The following is a 15496-nucleotide window of genomic DNA, read 5'->3' as shown; positions in this document are numbered from 1 at the left end:
ACACGCACAATGCGACGTCGACTCGGGGGCAGCCACGCTCAACAGAGATTGCAGTGCAGACGACCGCTCAGGGGGCCTGGGGGACGAGTCCGGGGAAGCTGTGACGCGAAGGAATCCGGCAGAACCGGTAGACGGCAGGCAAGCGTGGCCGCGTGCGGCGAATCAACCAGCCCAGGCCGATGAAGAACAGCAGCGACAGGGTCAGCGTGCCGGCAAAGGCACAGTCAGTCATGGACATTTTCATGATCAGGGCATGCTCGCCCATTTTGGCCATGTCCATGCCGGGCATCGCCATTTTCGGCATGGCCATGGTCGACATATCCATGGCGGACATGTCCATGCCGTCGGCGCCATGCTGATCGCCACAATCCATGGCCGGGTCGGCGGCAGAAAACGCCTTGAGCATCTGCCCGTGACCCAGACCGCACGCGAGCCCGCTGAACAGGATGAAGCTGCACAGCATCCAGGCAAGGAGGGATCGATGGGTTCGGGCGAAATTCATGGCCGGGGAATTTAGCACTGTCGGGCCCGACGAGACACTGCGAAATGGTCGCAGAACAGGCAAGCATACCGCCCGGTGTCGGCCAACGCCTTGCCTGACTGAGCCGCGCGACCGGGTGCGACAAAATCGCACAGGTTGATCCGGCTCACTTGCAGAGACCTGGCAGTGTCCATGTTGTCGTAGCGAGACCAGCACTGATCGTCATAACAATAAAAACAATAAAATTCATAAGGTTACGACTTGTCAGGCAATTGCAGCGCAAGAGCCTGTCCTGGTCTTTGTTTCATCACTAAGTGCGCCCCTACTCCCCCGCCGTCTTGAGTTGCGGCACATCGTCTACTTGCGTCTCAAGACTGTCGTCGTACGACCGATACTTATTAAAATTTTTCATCTTTCTCCCCGCTCGCACGGAATGCGCCCCACTCCCCTGGAAAAAACTATGTCCCTTCGATCCATGAACATTGCCCCTCGCGCATTCCTGGGCTTCTCTCTGATCGGCGCACTCATGCTGATTCTTGGCATCTTCGCCTTGTCGCAAATGAGCAAAATCCGCGACGCCGGCGATCAGGTCGCAAAAAACAGTGTGCCAAGTATCCAGAACCTGGATGCACTTACCGTGACCGGCATCCGCCTGCGGGTACTGTCCTATCGCCTGCTGACCAACCGCGATGCGGCGGTACAGGACAACACCATCGCCTTGTTCGCCACTCGCAACAAGCAGATCAGCGACGCCCAGGCGGTCTACGAAAAACTCATCGCATCCCCGGAAGAACAGACGGCCTACGCCGACTATGTGCGGCTGCTGGGTGAGTACCGACAGATCGAGGCACGTCTTATCAGCCTTAGCCGCGCGGGCAATGTCGAGGAAATGACCAAGCTGCTCAATGGCGAATCCTCAAGCAACTCTGACCAGATGAATACCGTGCTGGCCAGGCTGAACGAGATCAACAGCAAGCAGTTGAAGACCACCAATGACAATGCCGCCGACCAGTATTCTTCGGCATTCAACCTGGTGGTGGGCCTGCTGATCGTTGCCACGGTACTGACCATGCTGTTCGCCTGGCTGCTGACCAACAGCATCACCCGGCCGATTGCCTCGGCCCTTGAAGCGGCAGAGACCATTGCCGAGGGCAACCTGACCCGTGCGATCAAGGTCGACGGCCGTGATGAAGCCGGTCGCCTGTTGCTGGCGATGGACAAGATGCAGGAGAAACTGCGCGATACCTTGATGCGCATATCCGGCTCGGCAACGCAGCTGGCGTCGGCGGCCGAAGAGCTCAATGCGGTTACTGAGGAGGGTGCACGGGGCATGGCCCGGCAGAACAACGAAATCGAACAGGCAGCCACCGCTGTCAACGAAATGACCAGTGCCGTGGAAGAAGTGGCGCGCAACGCGGTGAGCACCTCCGAAGCCTCAAAGCACGCCACCACCTCGGCAGGCGACGGCCGTGATCTGGTCCAGGAAACCGTCACGGCCATCGAACGCATGAGTGCTGATGTGCAGAGCACGGCCAACCTGGTCGGCAATCTGGCGGATGAATCCCGGGATATCGGCAAGGTGCTGGATGTGATCCGCGGCCTGGCCGATCAGACCAACCTGCTGGCGCTCAACGCGGCCATCGAGGCGGCACGCGCCGGTGAAGCCGGGCGCGGTTTTGCCGTGGTGGCCGATGAAGTGCGGGCCCTGGCCCATCGCACCCAGCAGTCCACCAGTGAAATCGAACGCATGATCGGCAGCATCCAGGGCGGCACCGAGCAGGCCGTTAACTCGATGCGCAACAGCACCGAACGCGCCGAGTCGACCCTGAGCATCGCCAAGGGCGCAGGCCTGGCGTTGGACACCATCAACACGGCGATCGTTGAAATCAACGAGCGCAACCTGGTCATCGCCAGCGCCGCCGAAGAACAGGCGCAAGTCGCCCGCGAGGTGGATCGCAACCTGGTCAATATCCGCGACCTGTCCGCGCAATCGTCGGACGGCGCATCCCAGACCAGCGCCGCCAGCAGCGAGCTGACCCGCCTCGCCGTTGATCTCAATGGCATGGTTTCACGCTTCAGTCTGTAAGCGGCATCGATTGACGCGATCTGCCAGCACCTGCGTTTGAGCGTGCAACTTGAACAACCGGCTCGACTGCCGCTGCGCAGCACCAGCGAGACAGTCTTGCCCGGTTGTGCCACAAGTCCTGTTCACAATGATGACGTGCAAGGCTGCGCGGTTTCGACTGCGGCGTGCCGGGCTTCACCGGGCAGCATCAGCGTCAGCACGACAAGCATCACCGCCACCACACCAATCACCCCGTAGACCCCGGCAAAGCTGCCGCTATGACTGGCCAGCAGGCCCGCGCCATAGTTGCCGAGCATGCCGCCAGTGCCCTGCATCACGTTGGCGATGGCAAAGATGGCCACGGCCATAGAGGCGGATGTCGCGAGCTTGGATACATAGGCCGGAATCAAGCCGAAGATCGGGTAGAACGCCGCCGAGAACAACACCCCCGCCACCAACGGCCAGTAACCAGCGGGCTGGAACACAAAAATCAGCGCCGCCAGCAGCACACTGATAAACACCAGCACCATGGTCGTACGCAGGCCGATACGGTCCGAGAGCATGCCCACCGCCAGGCCGGCAAACATGCCGACAAAGCCTATGGCCGCCCAGATTTGCGCGGTGTAGGACACATCGAAACCCAGCTCGCTGCGCAGGTAGGACGACAGGTAGTTCTGAAACGGAAAGGTGGAAAAACCCATGAGGAAATTCATGCCCCAGACGATCAGCACCCACGGTTTGATCCAGTCAAGAAACCCCAGGCGCTTGAAGGAAGCAGGGGCAATCGTCACAGGCGCAGGCTCGACAACCTCATTGCCGAACAGCCCGCTGCGCTTGAACGTCCACAGCACCATAACGCTCATGACCACGGTCAACACCCCGACCCACCACCAGACCATCCGCCATTCACCCTGAGGCGCATAAACCGGCACCAACAGGCTGTTGACGAACACGCCATAACTGGTACCACTGGAAACCAGGCCCATGGCCATACCCCGATAGCGCCAGCTCACCACTTTCGAGACCACATCGACCATGGGCACGAAGATGGTAGCCGCAGTGGCCGCCAGCAGGGTCAGCAGCGCGCCGATCAACAGGATATTGTCAGTCAGTGGAATCAACATCAGCGCAACGGCGCAGACCACTCCCGAGACAAAGATCACCCGACCGCCGCCAATTCGCGGCGTCAGCCATGCCGCCAGCAGCGCCGCGGCCAGATAGCCGCACTGCCCCGACGCTGTAATGGCGCCGACCCAGGACAGATCAAAGCCCAGGCTGGCGCGCATGTCCGGGACGAGTTGGGCAAACAGGTAGATACCAAAACCGAAGGTGGCGCCGACCAGGCCCGTCAACAACACCACGATTGCAGCGTTCATGCGCATCACAGCCTCCTTTGCAGGTACGTGTCTGATTCAGTGGGAAGCGTTGTTGATCAACTCACTGGCCAACTGACGGGCCACATCGAAAACGCCGTCATCGTTTTCCAGTGCGCCGGTCAGAAAGGCGCCTTCGAGCAGCAGGAACAGGCGCTGAGCAACGAGTTGGGGATCGTTCAGACCCGCTGCCGTAGCCAGGTTCAACAAATGCGCCCTGACACTCTGTTTGTGCCGGGCCACAGCCTGGCGCACCGGATGATCGCGCTCGGGAAACTCGGCGGCGCAATTGACGTAGGCACAGCCTCGGGCATTGCCCTTGAGCAGCCACTCCCGGTACAGATCGAACAGCCCTAGCAGTTTTTCTGCTGGCCCGGCAATGTTGTCGAGGCTGGCATCCACCGCCGCGTTCCAGGCTTCGTTGCGCTGGTCGAGGTAGGCGACGATCAGTTCGTCCTTGGAAGCGAAGTGTGCATAGAGCGTCATTTTCGACACTCCAGCGTACTCGGCGACGGCGGCAATGCCGGTGGCATGGATACCGTCGCGCAGAAACAGTTCGGCGGCTGCATTGACCAGGCGTTGATTGTTGTCGGCAGATTTACTGTTCATTCGGATTCACCTCTGGGCAGAACTATACTGACCGGTAAACCTAATAACAGCATAAAAACGTTTCCTGCGCACCTTTCGGCGATATTCATCCGATAAACGTCATTGGCGAGCAAGGACCTGTCAGCCGGGCACTACCGACTCCTGATAACAGTTCGCCTTATGAAAGGTGCCATCTACTGGCGGCTTTTTTCGTTGATAAGCTCATAAAGCTGCTGTGCCGCCGCCGACAACACCCGACCACGTCGCCGAATCAGTCCTACCGTACGGCTGACCACCGGATCGACCAGCTGCACGCTGACCAATAACGGGTGATCGTCTTCCGGCATGGCCAAACGCGGAACCGCGGCAATGCCCACTCCCGCCTCGACCAGGCTGACCACGCTCATGACATGCCGCACCTCGCAGAACGCTCGCGGCAGATCCGGGATATCCGCCAGGGCCAGGTCCAGCAGGAAACGGTTGCCGCTGGCCTTGGCCACGCTCATGTAATCGTACTGCCCCAGCTCGCTCCAGCTGACATGCTCGCGACTGGCCAACACATGATCACGGCGACAGGCCACCACGAAGGCCTCTTTCAGCACCGGCTGAAACTCGATATTGGCCTCCTGCACGCCGATGTAGTTCAGGCCGAAATCGGCTTCACTGCGAACCACGCTGGACAGCACCTCACTGGCGCCTTCATCCATTACCCGGATGAGGATGCGCGGGTATTTTTCATGAAACTCGCGCAATACCTGCGGCATGAAATAGCGCACCACTGACGGTACGCAAGCCACCGTGACCTCGCCGTTCATGCGCCCCGCCACCTCGCCCAGGCCGAGCAATGACTCGTCCAGGCTATTGAGGATATCCCGAGCCTTGCGCGCGAAATCCCGACCAAAAGCCGTCAGGTCGACCCGCCGCGTGGTGCGTTCGAGCAAGCGCACACCGAGCTTGGATTCCAGCTTGGCGATGCGTCGTGACAGGGCCGGTTGCGACAAATGCAAATCGTGGGCAGCAGCGCTGAAAGTGCCCAGTTCGGCGACCGCGACAAAGGCCCGCAGGTCGCTCATTTCCAGATTCATGTTCGCCATGCATAGATCCATAAGATTATTGCAATTCTCATGCTAGCACCGTGACGCCATGATTGGCCCGTGCTGCCCTGCGAGCACGTGCAAACAGACAATCATAAATAATGGAGCACACCTTCCCATGAGCACGATCAATCGCCGCGGCCTGCTGAAAGCGGGCGCATTTGCCTCGATTGCCGCAACCGCTTCGGGCATTTCCCTGTCCGCCCTGGCGCAAGGAGAAACCATCAACAATCCTGCCCAAGCCCCCGCCGCGCCGGAACCGGTGACCCGTATCCTCGCGCACTACCTGGTCAACGCCCGTTATGAGGATCTGCCAGCCAATGTCCGTAAGGAAGGCACTCGCACTCTGCTCAACTGGGTTGGCGTGGCCGTGGGCGGTTCCCGTCACGAGACCGTCGAGCGGGCACTGTCTGCCCTCAAACCCTTCTCCGGGCCCGCCCAGGCCAGCCTGCTGGGCCGCTCGGAACGCCTGGACATCATGAACACCGCGTTCCTCAATGGCGTGGCCAGCCATATCTTCGATTTCGACGACACGCACCTGAAAACCATCATCCATCCCGCTGGCCCCGTGGTCTCGGCAATTCTGGCGCTGTCCGAATACCATCCGGTGTCCGGCAAGGATTTTCTCAATGCCCTGATACTGGGCGTGGAAACCGAATGCCGCATCGGCAACTCGGTATACCCGAACCACTACGACGTCGGCTGGCATATCACCGGCACCGCCGGGGTGTTCGGCGCAGCGGCAGCAGCCGGGAAGATTCTCGGCCTGAGCGAGCAACAGATGGTCTGGGCCCTGGGCCTGGCCGCATCGCAACCGGTGGGCCTGCGCGAATCCTTCGGCTCGATGAACAAGAGCTTCAACCCCGGCCGGGCTGCCAGCAACGGCCTGTTCGCCGCACTGCTGGCGGCGAAGGACTACACCAGCTCGGACGGCATGATCGAAGCCAAGCGCGGCTGGGCCAATACCATCAGTACCAAGCAGGATTACCGGGAAATCACCGAAGGCCTGGGCCAGCGCTACGAAGCGGCGCTTAACACCTACAAGCCGTTCGCCTGCGGCATCGTCATTCACCCGGCACTGGATGCGGCGATCCAGTTGCGCAATGAGTACAACCTGAGCGAGGACCAGATCGCCCGCATCGACCTCAAGGTTCACCCGCTGGTCATCGAACTGACTGGCAAGAAAACCCCGAAAATCGGCCTGGAAGGCAAGTTCAGCATCTACCATTCGGTGGCCGTGGCCATCATCGAAGGCGCCGCCGGGGAGCGCCAGTACAGCGACCGCGCGGTCAACGACCCCAAGGTCGTCGCCCTGCGCGAACGAGTCGTCGCAACGATCGATCCGGCTATCAAGCCGGAGCAGGTCGATATGACCATCACTCTGAAAGACGGACGCACGCTGCATAAATATATTGAGCATGCGATGGGCAGTCTCGAAGTGCCAATGAGCGATCAGCAACTGGAAGCCAAATTCAGCGACCTGGCCAAAGGCATCCTGCCCGACGCCCAGGTGCGCAAGCTGATCGACACTTGCTGGTCGGTGGAAAAACTCGAGAGTGCAGCACAGATTGCCAAGGCGGCGGTGGTGTAGTTTTTTCCTCTTATGGCCTGTAGGAATTGCTTTTGCGGGACCGGCTTTAGCCGGGAAGGCGATGTGACAGATGATGGAAATATCTAGTTTCTGCCTGCGCTTTCCCGGCTGAAGCCGCTCCCACCAAAAGCCATCGATTCAGACCCAAGCCAGCGAGGTGGTGACTCATCTGGCGTTCTACGTCGGCTGGCCGAAAGCGATGTCTGCCGTGCCGGTACTCAGGGAAGTCTTCGCGGCCCGGGCGATCAAGGACTAACGTCCAACACTTGCAACTACCGACGAAAGGTACGACCGCTGGGCACGCTCGGCAGAACGAGCAATGGCGGATCCCCTCCAACAAGCACGCCCGACATCTGGCGGGCACAGGAGGTGATCATGATTGCTCCAACGCTCACGAAGATTCATATGAATGGCTATGAAGTGATAAGTGCCAGTAGCGGTGATTGGCGAGTCTGTACCAAGTCTGACCGGCTGGGTTCTTTCGGTTCTCGAGAGGAAGCCCTGGCCTTCGCCGCATCGTTGCCTGGCTACAAGGAAAAACCGGCGCAAACGCCACACGCGCAACAGCCGTCGCAGCTGCATTGACCCCGGCCTGCCGGCCGCCGTAACAGAATGGCCGCGAGCAGTGCTCGCGGCCATTGTTCAACGGGTTATAGCTCTGCTCACGCCTGCACACGCTCCTGGATGGTGAGCCGCCCGAGCCGCAACTCTTCCTTGAGTTCGGCCACAAGGGCAGCGATGGAGCGGCTGCTGGCCAGCGATGCGGAATCGATACCCGTTACGGTAAGTTGCTCCTCGGCGTTCTCCGGGCTGGTCAATTGAATCGTCATGCTGCCGTCGGAACTGATGGTACAGGCGCATTTTGTCGGTAGAAACGCCGCTTCAATGATGTGACGTAACTCCAGGCTGGAGATCATTTCGGGCCTCGCTTTTTATTGAATGGATGCCTGAGGTATCAGTCCGAAAATTATAATCACATCAATGCGGTTTGTTGACGCCGGAAATACGTCAATAACGTTCACTCTTTGACCTGCTGTCGCCTCACTCCATACCTTCGAAGATGTCCGGATACGCAAAGCTCGCCCCCTGCGCGATCCGCTCCAGACCGGCGAGGGTATCAGTCGGACACAGGCGCCTGACCGGTTACAGGGCCCGACGCCCGATGGTTCACCCCCTTCACCGCCAGCACCACTACCGCCATCCCTACTCCACAAACGGCGGCCGAAATGACGAAAGCGACGTTGTAACCGCCACCGTACTGCACCACCAATCCGGTCAAGGTCGGCGCAATGATGCCGGCAAGATTGGCCAGCAGGTGAACGAAGCCTCCGGTGCCGCCGACACGGTTCTTCGGCACGATATCCTGAATGAGCCCCCAGCAAATCTGCGGGGTCACAAACAGGAAAATACTGGACACGGTGATACAGGCAACCGCCATCCCCAACGAAGCCACCTGTGTGGTAATCAGTACACAGGCCGCCGCAACACCCAGGCCTACTGTGAGCATGATTTTGCGGGCGCGAATCACGTTGTCCAGCTTCCTGCCCAATACATCGGTGACATAGCCACCGCCCAGAAAGCCCACTGCCGCGCCCAGCCAGGGGATCACCCCGATGATGCTCATGCTTTTGATATCCAGATGCTGATAATCCATGAAATAGCTGGGCAACCAGGTCAGGAAAAAGTACAGCACGTAGTTGAAGCAGAAGAACGCAGTCGCCACTGCCAACACCGGTGCCGAGAAAATGTAGCTGAACAGGCTGCGGCCCTCTGCGACACTTTCCACCAGCACTTCTTCGCGGCTGACCCTGATCAACTCGCGCTCGGCAGGGGACACTTTCGGATGCTGCTCGGGCGAGTCCTTGAAAATCGTCAGCCAGGCCAATAGCCATAAGATCCCAAGCACCGCGATGACGATGAAGGACACACGCCAGCCATAGTTGTACGCAACCAGGCCTACCACCGGGCCGGCCACCGCCGCACCCAGAGGTTGACCGCAGTTGGTAAGCCCCAGCGCCAGCCCCGCTTCTTCCCGGGGAAACCAGTTAGTAATGGCTTTATTGGTGGTGGTGCCCATGGGCCCCTCGCCCATGCCGAACAACACCCGGAAAATCAGCAACTGCACGTAGCCGGTAATGACTGCAGTCAAACCACAAAAGACCGACCAGCCGCCCGCCGCCCAGGCGAACACCTTTTTCGGCCCGTACCTGTCGGCCGCCCATCCACCAATAAAGCACAGCGCGCAATAACCGATGAAAAAGGCGCTGAAGATAAAGCCCATCTGCGCATCATCAATGTGCAATTCGCTCTTGAGCAGCGGCGCGACCACTGAGAGCGCTGCACGATCCAGGTAATTGAGCATGCCCGCAAAGAACAGCAGGCCGGCGATGTACCACCGATAGTTGCCTTTCATTTTTCTATGGCCTTTTTTATCAAGAGAAACAGCAGCGCGGACTTACACGATCAGAGCACGCTCGACGCAATAGTCCTCGATCACCTGTACATCAGGAGCAAAACCCAGACCGGGGACAGAAGGCAGATCCATGCGCGGCGTGAATGCCAGCGCCGGATACAGCAGGCGCTCGAATTCAATGAATGGCACTTCCACTGCCACTTCTTGAGGCAGCAGAGTGCACAGGTGCGCCACCGCCAGCAGCCCGGGTCCAAAGTAGAAACAGTGCGGCACTACCTTCACACCGTGCTCCCTGGCCAGGGCAAAGACCTGGAGCATTGCCCCTATGCCGCCGATTTTCGCCACGCTGGGCTGCAGGACATCGACCGCCTGTTGCTCAAGCAATGCTTTGATGCCTTGCACTCCGGGAGCATTTTCGCCGGCGGACAACGGCACGCCTTCACGGCGCACCAGGGCCAGGCCGGCGACATCATCGGGTGGCCAGACGGGCTCTTCCAGCCAGGTTAATTCCAGAGACTTGAGTTGCCGGGCGATATCCCTGGCTTCGGGCACCGACCATGGGCAATTGACGTCGACCATCAACTCACCCGCCGCTACGGGCAGCGCCGAGCGGGCCGCAGCAATGGCGTCGACCCGGGTTTCGTGAAGTTTGATCTTGCGAAAACCCAGCTCCCGGGCACGGCTGACCTGGCGATGCACCTCGGCCGGATCATTGCCATAACTGACCAGGCTGGCATACAGCTCCAGCGTACGCGCCGTCCCACCCAACAGTTGATAGAGCGGCACACCGGCCTGCTGAGCGGCGAGGTCCCATAGCGCAACATCGATACCAGAAAGTGCGTAGACCATGGCCCCGGTTGAGCCGAAACCGTGTAGCGCGCGCCTGGCCTTTTCAAGGGTCTGTTCACGCTCGGCAAGCCGCGTACCGATAAACATCGGCCCGACGACATCAGACAAGGCTTTGAAAGTGACAGGATTGGAACCATGCCCGAACGCCTCACCCCACCCCACCATTCCGGTATCAGTGGTGACTTTGAGCATCAGGCTTTCCATCCTGCGGTGAGTCGGCGAAGCAGCGTTGAACGCATCGTCGTCCTTGGCCTGACCATGGTTATGGCGCTGTACGGCACCGGCAGTGAACGGCATGCTGATACGGATGATTTCGATACTATGAATGATCACAGCTCGCTCTCCCCCAGTGTTATTGGATTTGTGGGCGTGAAAAAGAACTCATACGTTATCGTACAACTATATAGAGAACCATGAAACATTTTGAAATCTTCGCGCGGCAAGCGCGTTACTCACAGTCGCGCCGGGGCAACAGGATCTTCCGCCGACTCACGTCATTCAGCCTCGCCTCGCTGCGCCCGACTCGTTCAAGCAGGACAAGCCAGGCGGCTGATCGTCGCCTGGGCGTGAGTCAGGATTCTCCGCTTAGCGTCAGCATGTAATTGCCAGGGTCGCCGTAGTAGCTACTGCTCGCTGAGCCCAAAGGACGGGCCACCCGACGCAGTCGTTGGCGGTTATGATCATGATCTCGCCGATTGTCAGGTGCCTGTTTGAAGCAAGCATCCACAGCACTGCGGCGAGTTGCACGAGGAGAAAGGCTGGTAGCGCAAGCCCTTGAAGAATGGTGTCCCAGGGCAGGTTCGAACTGCCAACCTTCCCCTTAGGAGGGGGATGCTCTATCCAATTGAGCTACTGAGACACTGAGCGCTGGACTGACACACGAATGGCATCAGTCAGAACGGCGTGCATCTTAGCGATAAGGGCCGGTTTTGTCATGTTGTCATTGGCCTGCAGCGCTGTAGTACCTGTCTGAAAGACAGGGCTGCATGACAGCATCGTGCAATTTGCAACACAGCAAAAAGCTATCATTGCAAAACGCAATGCACAGCCGCCCATAAAACAATGCAACCATTTGATTTATATAGATATTTATCTCAAAAAAAATTGGCATGCAGACTGCACTGTTTATCCTCGTGGACACCCCCCCCAAAAAATACAGCATGAAGCGGAGGTACTCGAAATGAACATGCTCCTTTGCGCACTCAACGTCGCAGCCCTGGCTACCTTGGCAACACTGCACTTCTCGGGCACCGACGACCGGAGTGAGCAGGTCATTGTTCAATCGCAACCGCACTTGACGCAACCAGCGACTCGCCTGGCGCTTCGCACTGCGCCTGCAAGCACGCTGCTGGCCAACGATAGCGAGAAGACCACACCTGGCACCACCCAACGCTGGGTTTTCTAGCGTTTTGCCGTCCACGAAGGAGCCTGGGTCATGTCGAAATCCGCCTTGTCGTTCGCGATCCTGACTGCGATAGCCGTCATGGTCAGTTACCTGCTTTCCGATCAGGCACCCGCCATCGTCACCCTGTCCAGAATCATCGCCGGCGTTTTGTTCACTTTGTTTATCCTCGCGTTGATCGTCGGGCGCCGTTTCAAGTTTGATCCGGTCCTGCGCTGAACGGTGCAGGTCCCACACCTTCTTGCCGCGTTTGTCGGCAAATCCTCGTAATTGCCCCGCAACCTTCTACGCTGAAGACACATAGCCATCATCCGTCAAAATGTCTGGCGATTTAAACGGCTGTCAGATGAGCGTTGCTGAGGGTGCTTTGCAAAACCGCTCGCAATTCTGATAATTGGTGCTGGCAAATCGCCGTTACCTGAGTCAATATTTGGTCACAGAATTGACGCCAAGGATCTGGCAGTTTGGGGCATGATGCCGACCTCAATTGACAATCCAGGTTGAACATTTTGCCAATGTGGCTGTCTGAACATGACACCTTGCGGCCAATTGCGAGAACCGCTCCTCTGAACTCACCGGTTAACTATATGCGCCCAATAAAACAGGCTGTTTATTCCAGCCGCACGGCTGACAAGTTCGTTGTACGTCTGCCAGACGGCATGCGTGAACACATAGCTGAAGTGGCGAAAAACCACCACCGCAGCATGAACTCCGAAATCATCGCTCGACTCGAACAGAGCCTGGTTCAGGAAGGCGCCTTTGGCCAAGAGCCAAGCATGCGCCTTGACAGCCCTGAGTTGTCCTTGCACGAACGCGAGTTGCTGCAACGTTTTCGGCAACTGGCCCACCGCCAACAGAACGCTCTGCTTGCATTGATCGCTCACGATACCGAAATGGCTGCAGCAGAAGCCGAAGCCTGATATGCAGAGCTACAACAAAAAGCCAGCAGCGATTGCTGGCTTTTTTGTGCCCGACGCAAACCAACCGCAGCTCAAATAAAAATGCCCCGCATCAAAGGATGCGGGGCATTTTTTGGACCGGGATTAGAGATCCGGTTACATCAGGAAAATCGTCGCCAGGCCCAGGAAGATAAAGAAGCCGCCACTGTCGGTTACCGCCGTGATCATCACGCTCGAACCCATGGCCGGGTCGCGTCCCAGGCGGGCCAGGCCCATGGGTATGGTCACACCCATGAATGCCGCCAGCAGCAGGTTCAGGGTCATCGCCGCAGTCATCACTACACCCAGCGACCAACTGTTATAGAGCAGGTAGGAAACAATACCGATCACCCCGCCCCAAATCACACCATTGATCAGGGAAACCGCCAACTCCTTGCGCAACAAGCGGCTGGTATTACCGGTGCTGACCTGGTCCAGCGCCATGGCGCGCACGATCATGGTAATGGTCTGATTCCCGGAGTTACCGCCAATACCGGCCACAATCGGCATCAGCGCCGCCAGCGCCACCAGCTTCTCAATGGAGCCTTCGAACAGGCCGATGACCCGCGAAGCAATAAACGCAGTGATCAGGTTGACTGCCAGCCACGCCCAACGGTTGCGCAGGGAGCGCCAGACCGAGGCGAAGATATCCTCTTCTTCGCGCAGACCGGCCATGCTCAACACTTCGCTCTCGCTCTCCTCACGGATCAGGTCGACCATTTCATCGATGGTCAGACGACCGATCAGCTTGCCGTTCTTGTCCACCACCGGGGACGAAATCAAGTCGTAACGCTCGAAGGCCTGGGCCGCATCGTAGGCGTCTTCGTCCGGGTGGAAGCTCACAGGATCGTTGGCCATGACCTCGCCAACCTGCTTGTCAGGATCGTTGACCAGCAGGCGCTTGATCGGCAGCACACCTTTGAGAATGCCGTCGTAGTCGACAACGAACAGCTTGTCCGTGTGGCTCGGCAGTTCTTTAAGACGACGCAGATAGCGCAAAACCACTTCGAGGCTGACATCTTCGCGGATGGTCACCATCTCGAAGTCCATCAGTGCACCGATCTGATCCTCTTCATAGGACAGCGCCGAACGCACACGCTCGCGTTGCTGTACGTCCAGAGCTTCCATCAGCTCATGGACAACGTCGCGAGGCAGCTCGGGGGCAAGGTCGGCCAGTTCGTCGGCGTCCATTTCCTTGGCCGCCGCCAACAGCTCGTGATCGTCCATATCGGCGATCAGGGTTTCACGAACCGAATCGGATACTTCGAGGAGAATATCGCCGTCGCGCTCGGCCTTGACCAGTTGCCAGACCGTCAGACGCTCTTCGAGGGGCAACGCTTCGAGGATATAGGCAACGTCAGCAGAGTGCAGGTCATCAAGCTTGCGTTGCAGCTCGACAAGATTTTGCCGGTGTACCAGGTTTTCCACACGATCCTGGTTCTGACCTTCCTGGCGATGAGTCAGGTCTTCGACAACACGCTGGCGCTGCAGCAGCTCGACGACTTGAGCCAGACGATCCTGCAAGCTTTCCTGCGTTTTTTTTACTTCGATTTCGGTCATAGGCGAACTCCACCCCCAGCGGAGGAGCACGCCGGGGGATCAATCAGTTAGTGCATGATTGTTGAATCGTAAGGTCAAGTAACTACTGGGTAAGTCCATGGAGGTTTTCCACAAGCCCCGGCGGGGCTGACGGGCGCAATGATACACCGCTTGGGCATGCCGGAGGCGACAAAATTCAACCTGAAACAAATGCTTGCAACACACACTTGAGTCAACGAAGAAACATTAATAGTGCGACGTTACATTCAGCCAACAAAACACGCTCGCCGGAAAAAAAGCTGTTGGCTAGGCTGTTGCTCTGTCGTCAAGGAGGACGTCGAATGCCAGCCTACAGCCCAGGATTGCTGCTTGCCACCCTGCTTTGCCTGCCTGCCCTGTCCCCAGCCACCACAGTCAATCGTTGCGAAGATGCTCAAGGCCATATCACTTTCACTACCTTGTCCTGCCCTATCAACCACGAACGAACCGTGCAGCATGCCTACAATCCGCCCCCTGGAGGCGGCCTCGCCTTACTGCCACCTGCCGAAAGGCACGAGCGATATAGCAGCAGGAGCATTGGCAGGCCGGCCAGGGAAGAGGAAATTCTGGTTGTCGGCGAATGGCAGGATGGCTGCGGGAACCGCCTGAGCGCCGAACAACGGCGCAAGGCGATCATGAATCGACAGACGCCGCCAGGCATGACCCGCCGCGACGTGGAAAATATGCTGGGCAGGCCCGATACCATTGCCAACCGCAATGGCGAGCTGCACTACACCTACAAGAGCAAGGAAGGCCGCAGCAATAGAGTGGCGTTTGATCAGGATGGGTGCGTGAAGGGTAAGAAATAGCTACAGCAGCTCCTACAAAATCTCATTTCAAATTAAAAAGATGCAAAAAGCAAAAAGCCCATATCTTTCGATATGGGCTTTTTGGTGTATGGTGCACTCGACAGGATTCGAACCTGTGACCGCTCGGTTCGTAGCCGAGTACTCTATCCAGCTGAGCTACGAGTGCAGGTGGTACTTGATAAACCAGATTACCCCTGGTTGAAGCCAGTTATCTACATTACTGTAAACAACCTTGTAAATGGTGCACTCGACAGGATTCGAACCTGTGACCGCTCGGTTCGTAGCCGAGTACTCTATCCAGCTGAGCTACGAGTG

The 15496-nt window shown here is 58.2% G+C and carries 15 protein-coding genes, 2 tRNA genes and 1 pseudogene; 8 read left to right on the top strand and 10 right to left on the bottom strand.

The features are described from left to right. Window positions 1-67: 67 nt before the first annotated feature. Window positions 68-502, bottom strand: coding sequence for a DUF2946 domain-containing protein (locus ACCD02_RS14960; protein WP_413303052.1), 435 nt, complete (start codon window positions 500-502; stop codon window positions 68-70). A gap of 412 nt (window positions 503-914) precedes the next feature. Here ACCD02_RS14960 and ACCD02_RS14955 point away from each other — a divergent pair. Continuing rightward, window positions 915-1712, top strand: a pseudogene (locus ACCD02_RS14955) (MCP four helix bundle domain-containing protein); the annotation flags it as partial. Continuing rightward, window positions 1695-2567, top strand: a complete 873-nt coding sequence (locus ACCD02_RS14950; protein WP_413303417.1) for a methyl-accepting chemotaxis protein — start codon at window positions 1695-1697, stop codon at window positions 2565-2567. The pseudogene ACCD02_RS14955 and the gene ACCD02_RS14950, both read left to right, overlap by 18 nt. Window positions 2568-2689: 122 nt before the next feature. On the opposite strand, the gene ACCD02_RS14945 is transcribed toward ACCD02_RS14950, so the two are convergent. The 3 genes from ACCD02_RS14945 to ACCD02_RS14935 form a co-directional block, all read right to left on the bottom strand. Next, entirely contained in the window at window positions 2690-3922 is a 1233-nt protein-coding gene (locus tag ACCD02_RS14945; RefSeq protein ID WP_413303049.1) for an MFS transporter, read from the bottom strand. Window positions 3923-3958: 36 nt separating this feature from the next. After that, window positions 3959-4528, bottom strand: coding sequence for a TetR/AcrR family transcriptional regulator (locus ACCD02_RS14940; protein WP_413303047.1), 570 nt, complete (start codon window positions 4526-4528; stop codon window positions 3959-3961). 173 nt (window positions 4529-4701) lie between these two features. Then, the gene (locus ACCD02_RS14935; protein ID WP_413303045.1) at window positions 4702-5601 is read right to left on the bottom strand and encodes a LysR family transcriptional regulator; all 900 of its coding nucleotides are present in this window, start codon (window positions 5599-5601) and stop codon (window positions 4702-4704) included. A 118-nt stretch (window positions 5602-5719) separates the two neighbouring features. On the opposite strand from ACCD02_RS14935, the gene ACCD02_RS14930 reads away from it, so the two are divergent. After that, the gene (locus tag ACCD02_RS14930; RefSeq protein ID WP_413303043.1) at window positions 5720-7192 is read left to right on the top strand and encodes an MmgE/PrpD family protein; all 1473 of its coding nucleotides are present in this window, start codon (window positions 5720-5722) and stop codon (window positions 7190-7192) included. Window positions 7193-7567: 375 nt separating this feature from the next. Then, window positions 7568-7777, top strand: coding sequence for a DUF2188 domain-containing protein (locus tag ACCD02_RS14925; protein WP_413303041.1), 210 nt, complete (start codon window positions 7568-7570; stop codon window positions 7775-7777). Window positions 7778-7854: 77 nt separating this feature from the next. On the opposite strand, the gene ACCD02_RS14920 is transcribed toward ACCD02_RS14925, so the two are convergent. From ACCD02_RS14920 to ACCD02_RS14905, 4 genes are all read right to left on the bottom strand, one after another. Next, the gene (locus ACCD02_RS14920; RefSeq protein WP_413303039.1) at window positions 7855-8109 is read right to left on the bottom strand and encodes a DUF1652 domain-containing protein; all 255 of its coding nucleotides are present in this window, start codon (window positions 8107-8109) and stop codon (window positions 7855-7857) included. A 200-nt stretch (window positions 8110-8309) separates the two neighbouring features. Then, window positions 8310-9605: an MFS transporter gene (locus ACCD02_RS14915; RefSeq protein ID WP_413303038.1), complete on the bottom strand. Its 1296-nt coding sequence runs from the start codon at window positions 9603-9605 to the stop codon at window positions 8310-8312. A 42-nt stretch (window positions 9606-9647) separates the two neighbouring features. Next, on the bottom strand, window positions 9648-10787 hold the full coding sequence (locus ACCD02_RS14910; protein ID WP_413303036.1) for a mandelate racemase/muconate lactonizing enzyme family protein: 1140 nt from the start codon (window positions 10785-10787) through the stop codon (window positions 9648-9650). A 449-nt stretch (window positions 10788-11236) separates the two neighbouring features. After that, window positions 11237-11313, bottom strand: a tRNA-Arg gene (locus ACCD02_RS14905). A 321-nt stretch (window positions 11314-11634) separates the two neighbouring features. On the opposite strand from ACCD02_RS14905, the gene ACCD02_RS14900 reads away from it, so the two are divergent. From ACCD02_RS14900 to ACCD02_RS14890, 3 genes are all read left to right on the top strand, one after another. Next, window positions 11635-11859: a hypothetical protein gene (locus tag ACCD02_RS14900; protein WP_413303034.1), complete on the top strand. Its 225-nt coding sequence runs from the start codon at window positions 11635-11637 to the stop codon at window positions 11857-11859. 30 nt (window positions 11860-11889) lie between these two features. Further along, window positions 11890-12075 carry a PA3371 family protein gene (locus ACCD02_RS14895; RefSeq protein ID WP_413303032.1) on the top strand — a complete coding sequence of 62 codons (186 nt, stop codon included), beginning with the start codon at window positions 11890-11892 and terminating at the stop codon, window positions 12073-12075. A gap of 368 nt (window positions 12076-12443) precedes the next feature. Further along, the gene (locus ACCD02_RS14890; RefSeq protein WP_259105592.1) at window positions 12444-12776 is read left to right on the top strand and encodes an Arc family DNA-binding protein; all 333 of its coding nucleotides are present in this window, start codon (window positions 12444-12446) and stop codon (window positions 12774-12776) included. Between the two features lie 135 nt (window positions 12777-12911). On the opposite strand, the gene mgtE is transcribed toward ACCD02_RS14890, so the two are convergent. Further along, window positions 12912-14354 (bottom strand): magnesium transporter, encoded by a 1443-nt coding sequence (gene mgtE / locus ACCD02_RS14885; RefSeq protein ID WP_413303030.1) that lies wholly within the window; start codon window positions 14352-14354, stop codon window positions 12912-12914. 320 nt (window positions 14355-14674) lie between these two features. On the opposite strand from mgtE, the gene bamE reads away from it, so the two are divergent. Then, the gene (gene bamE / locus ACCD02_RS14880; protein ID WP_413303028.1) at window positions 14675-15181 is read left to right on the top strand and encodes an outer membrane protein assembly factor BamE; all 507 of its coding nucleotides are present in this window, start codon (window positions 14675-14677) and stop codon (window positions 15179-15181) included. An 89-nt stretch (window positions 15182-15270) separates the two neighbouring features. Here bamE and ACCD02_RS14875 read toward each other — a convergent pair. After that, window positions 15271-15347 (bottom strand) — tRNA-Arg (locus ACCD02_RS14875). Window positions 15348-15496: the final 149 nt, after the last annotated feature.

Origin of the sequence: Pseudomonas sp. Pseusp88, from assembly GCF_047303955.1 — a bacterium.
In the GTDB taxonomy this organism is placed as follows: domain Bacteria; phylum Pseudomonadota; class Gammaproteobacteria; order Pseudomonadales; family Pseudomonadaceae; genus Aquipseudomonas.
Note: the sequence above shows the minus strand (reverse complement) of the source record. Positions and strands in the feature narration are given on the sequence as shown.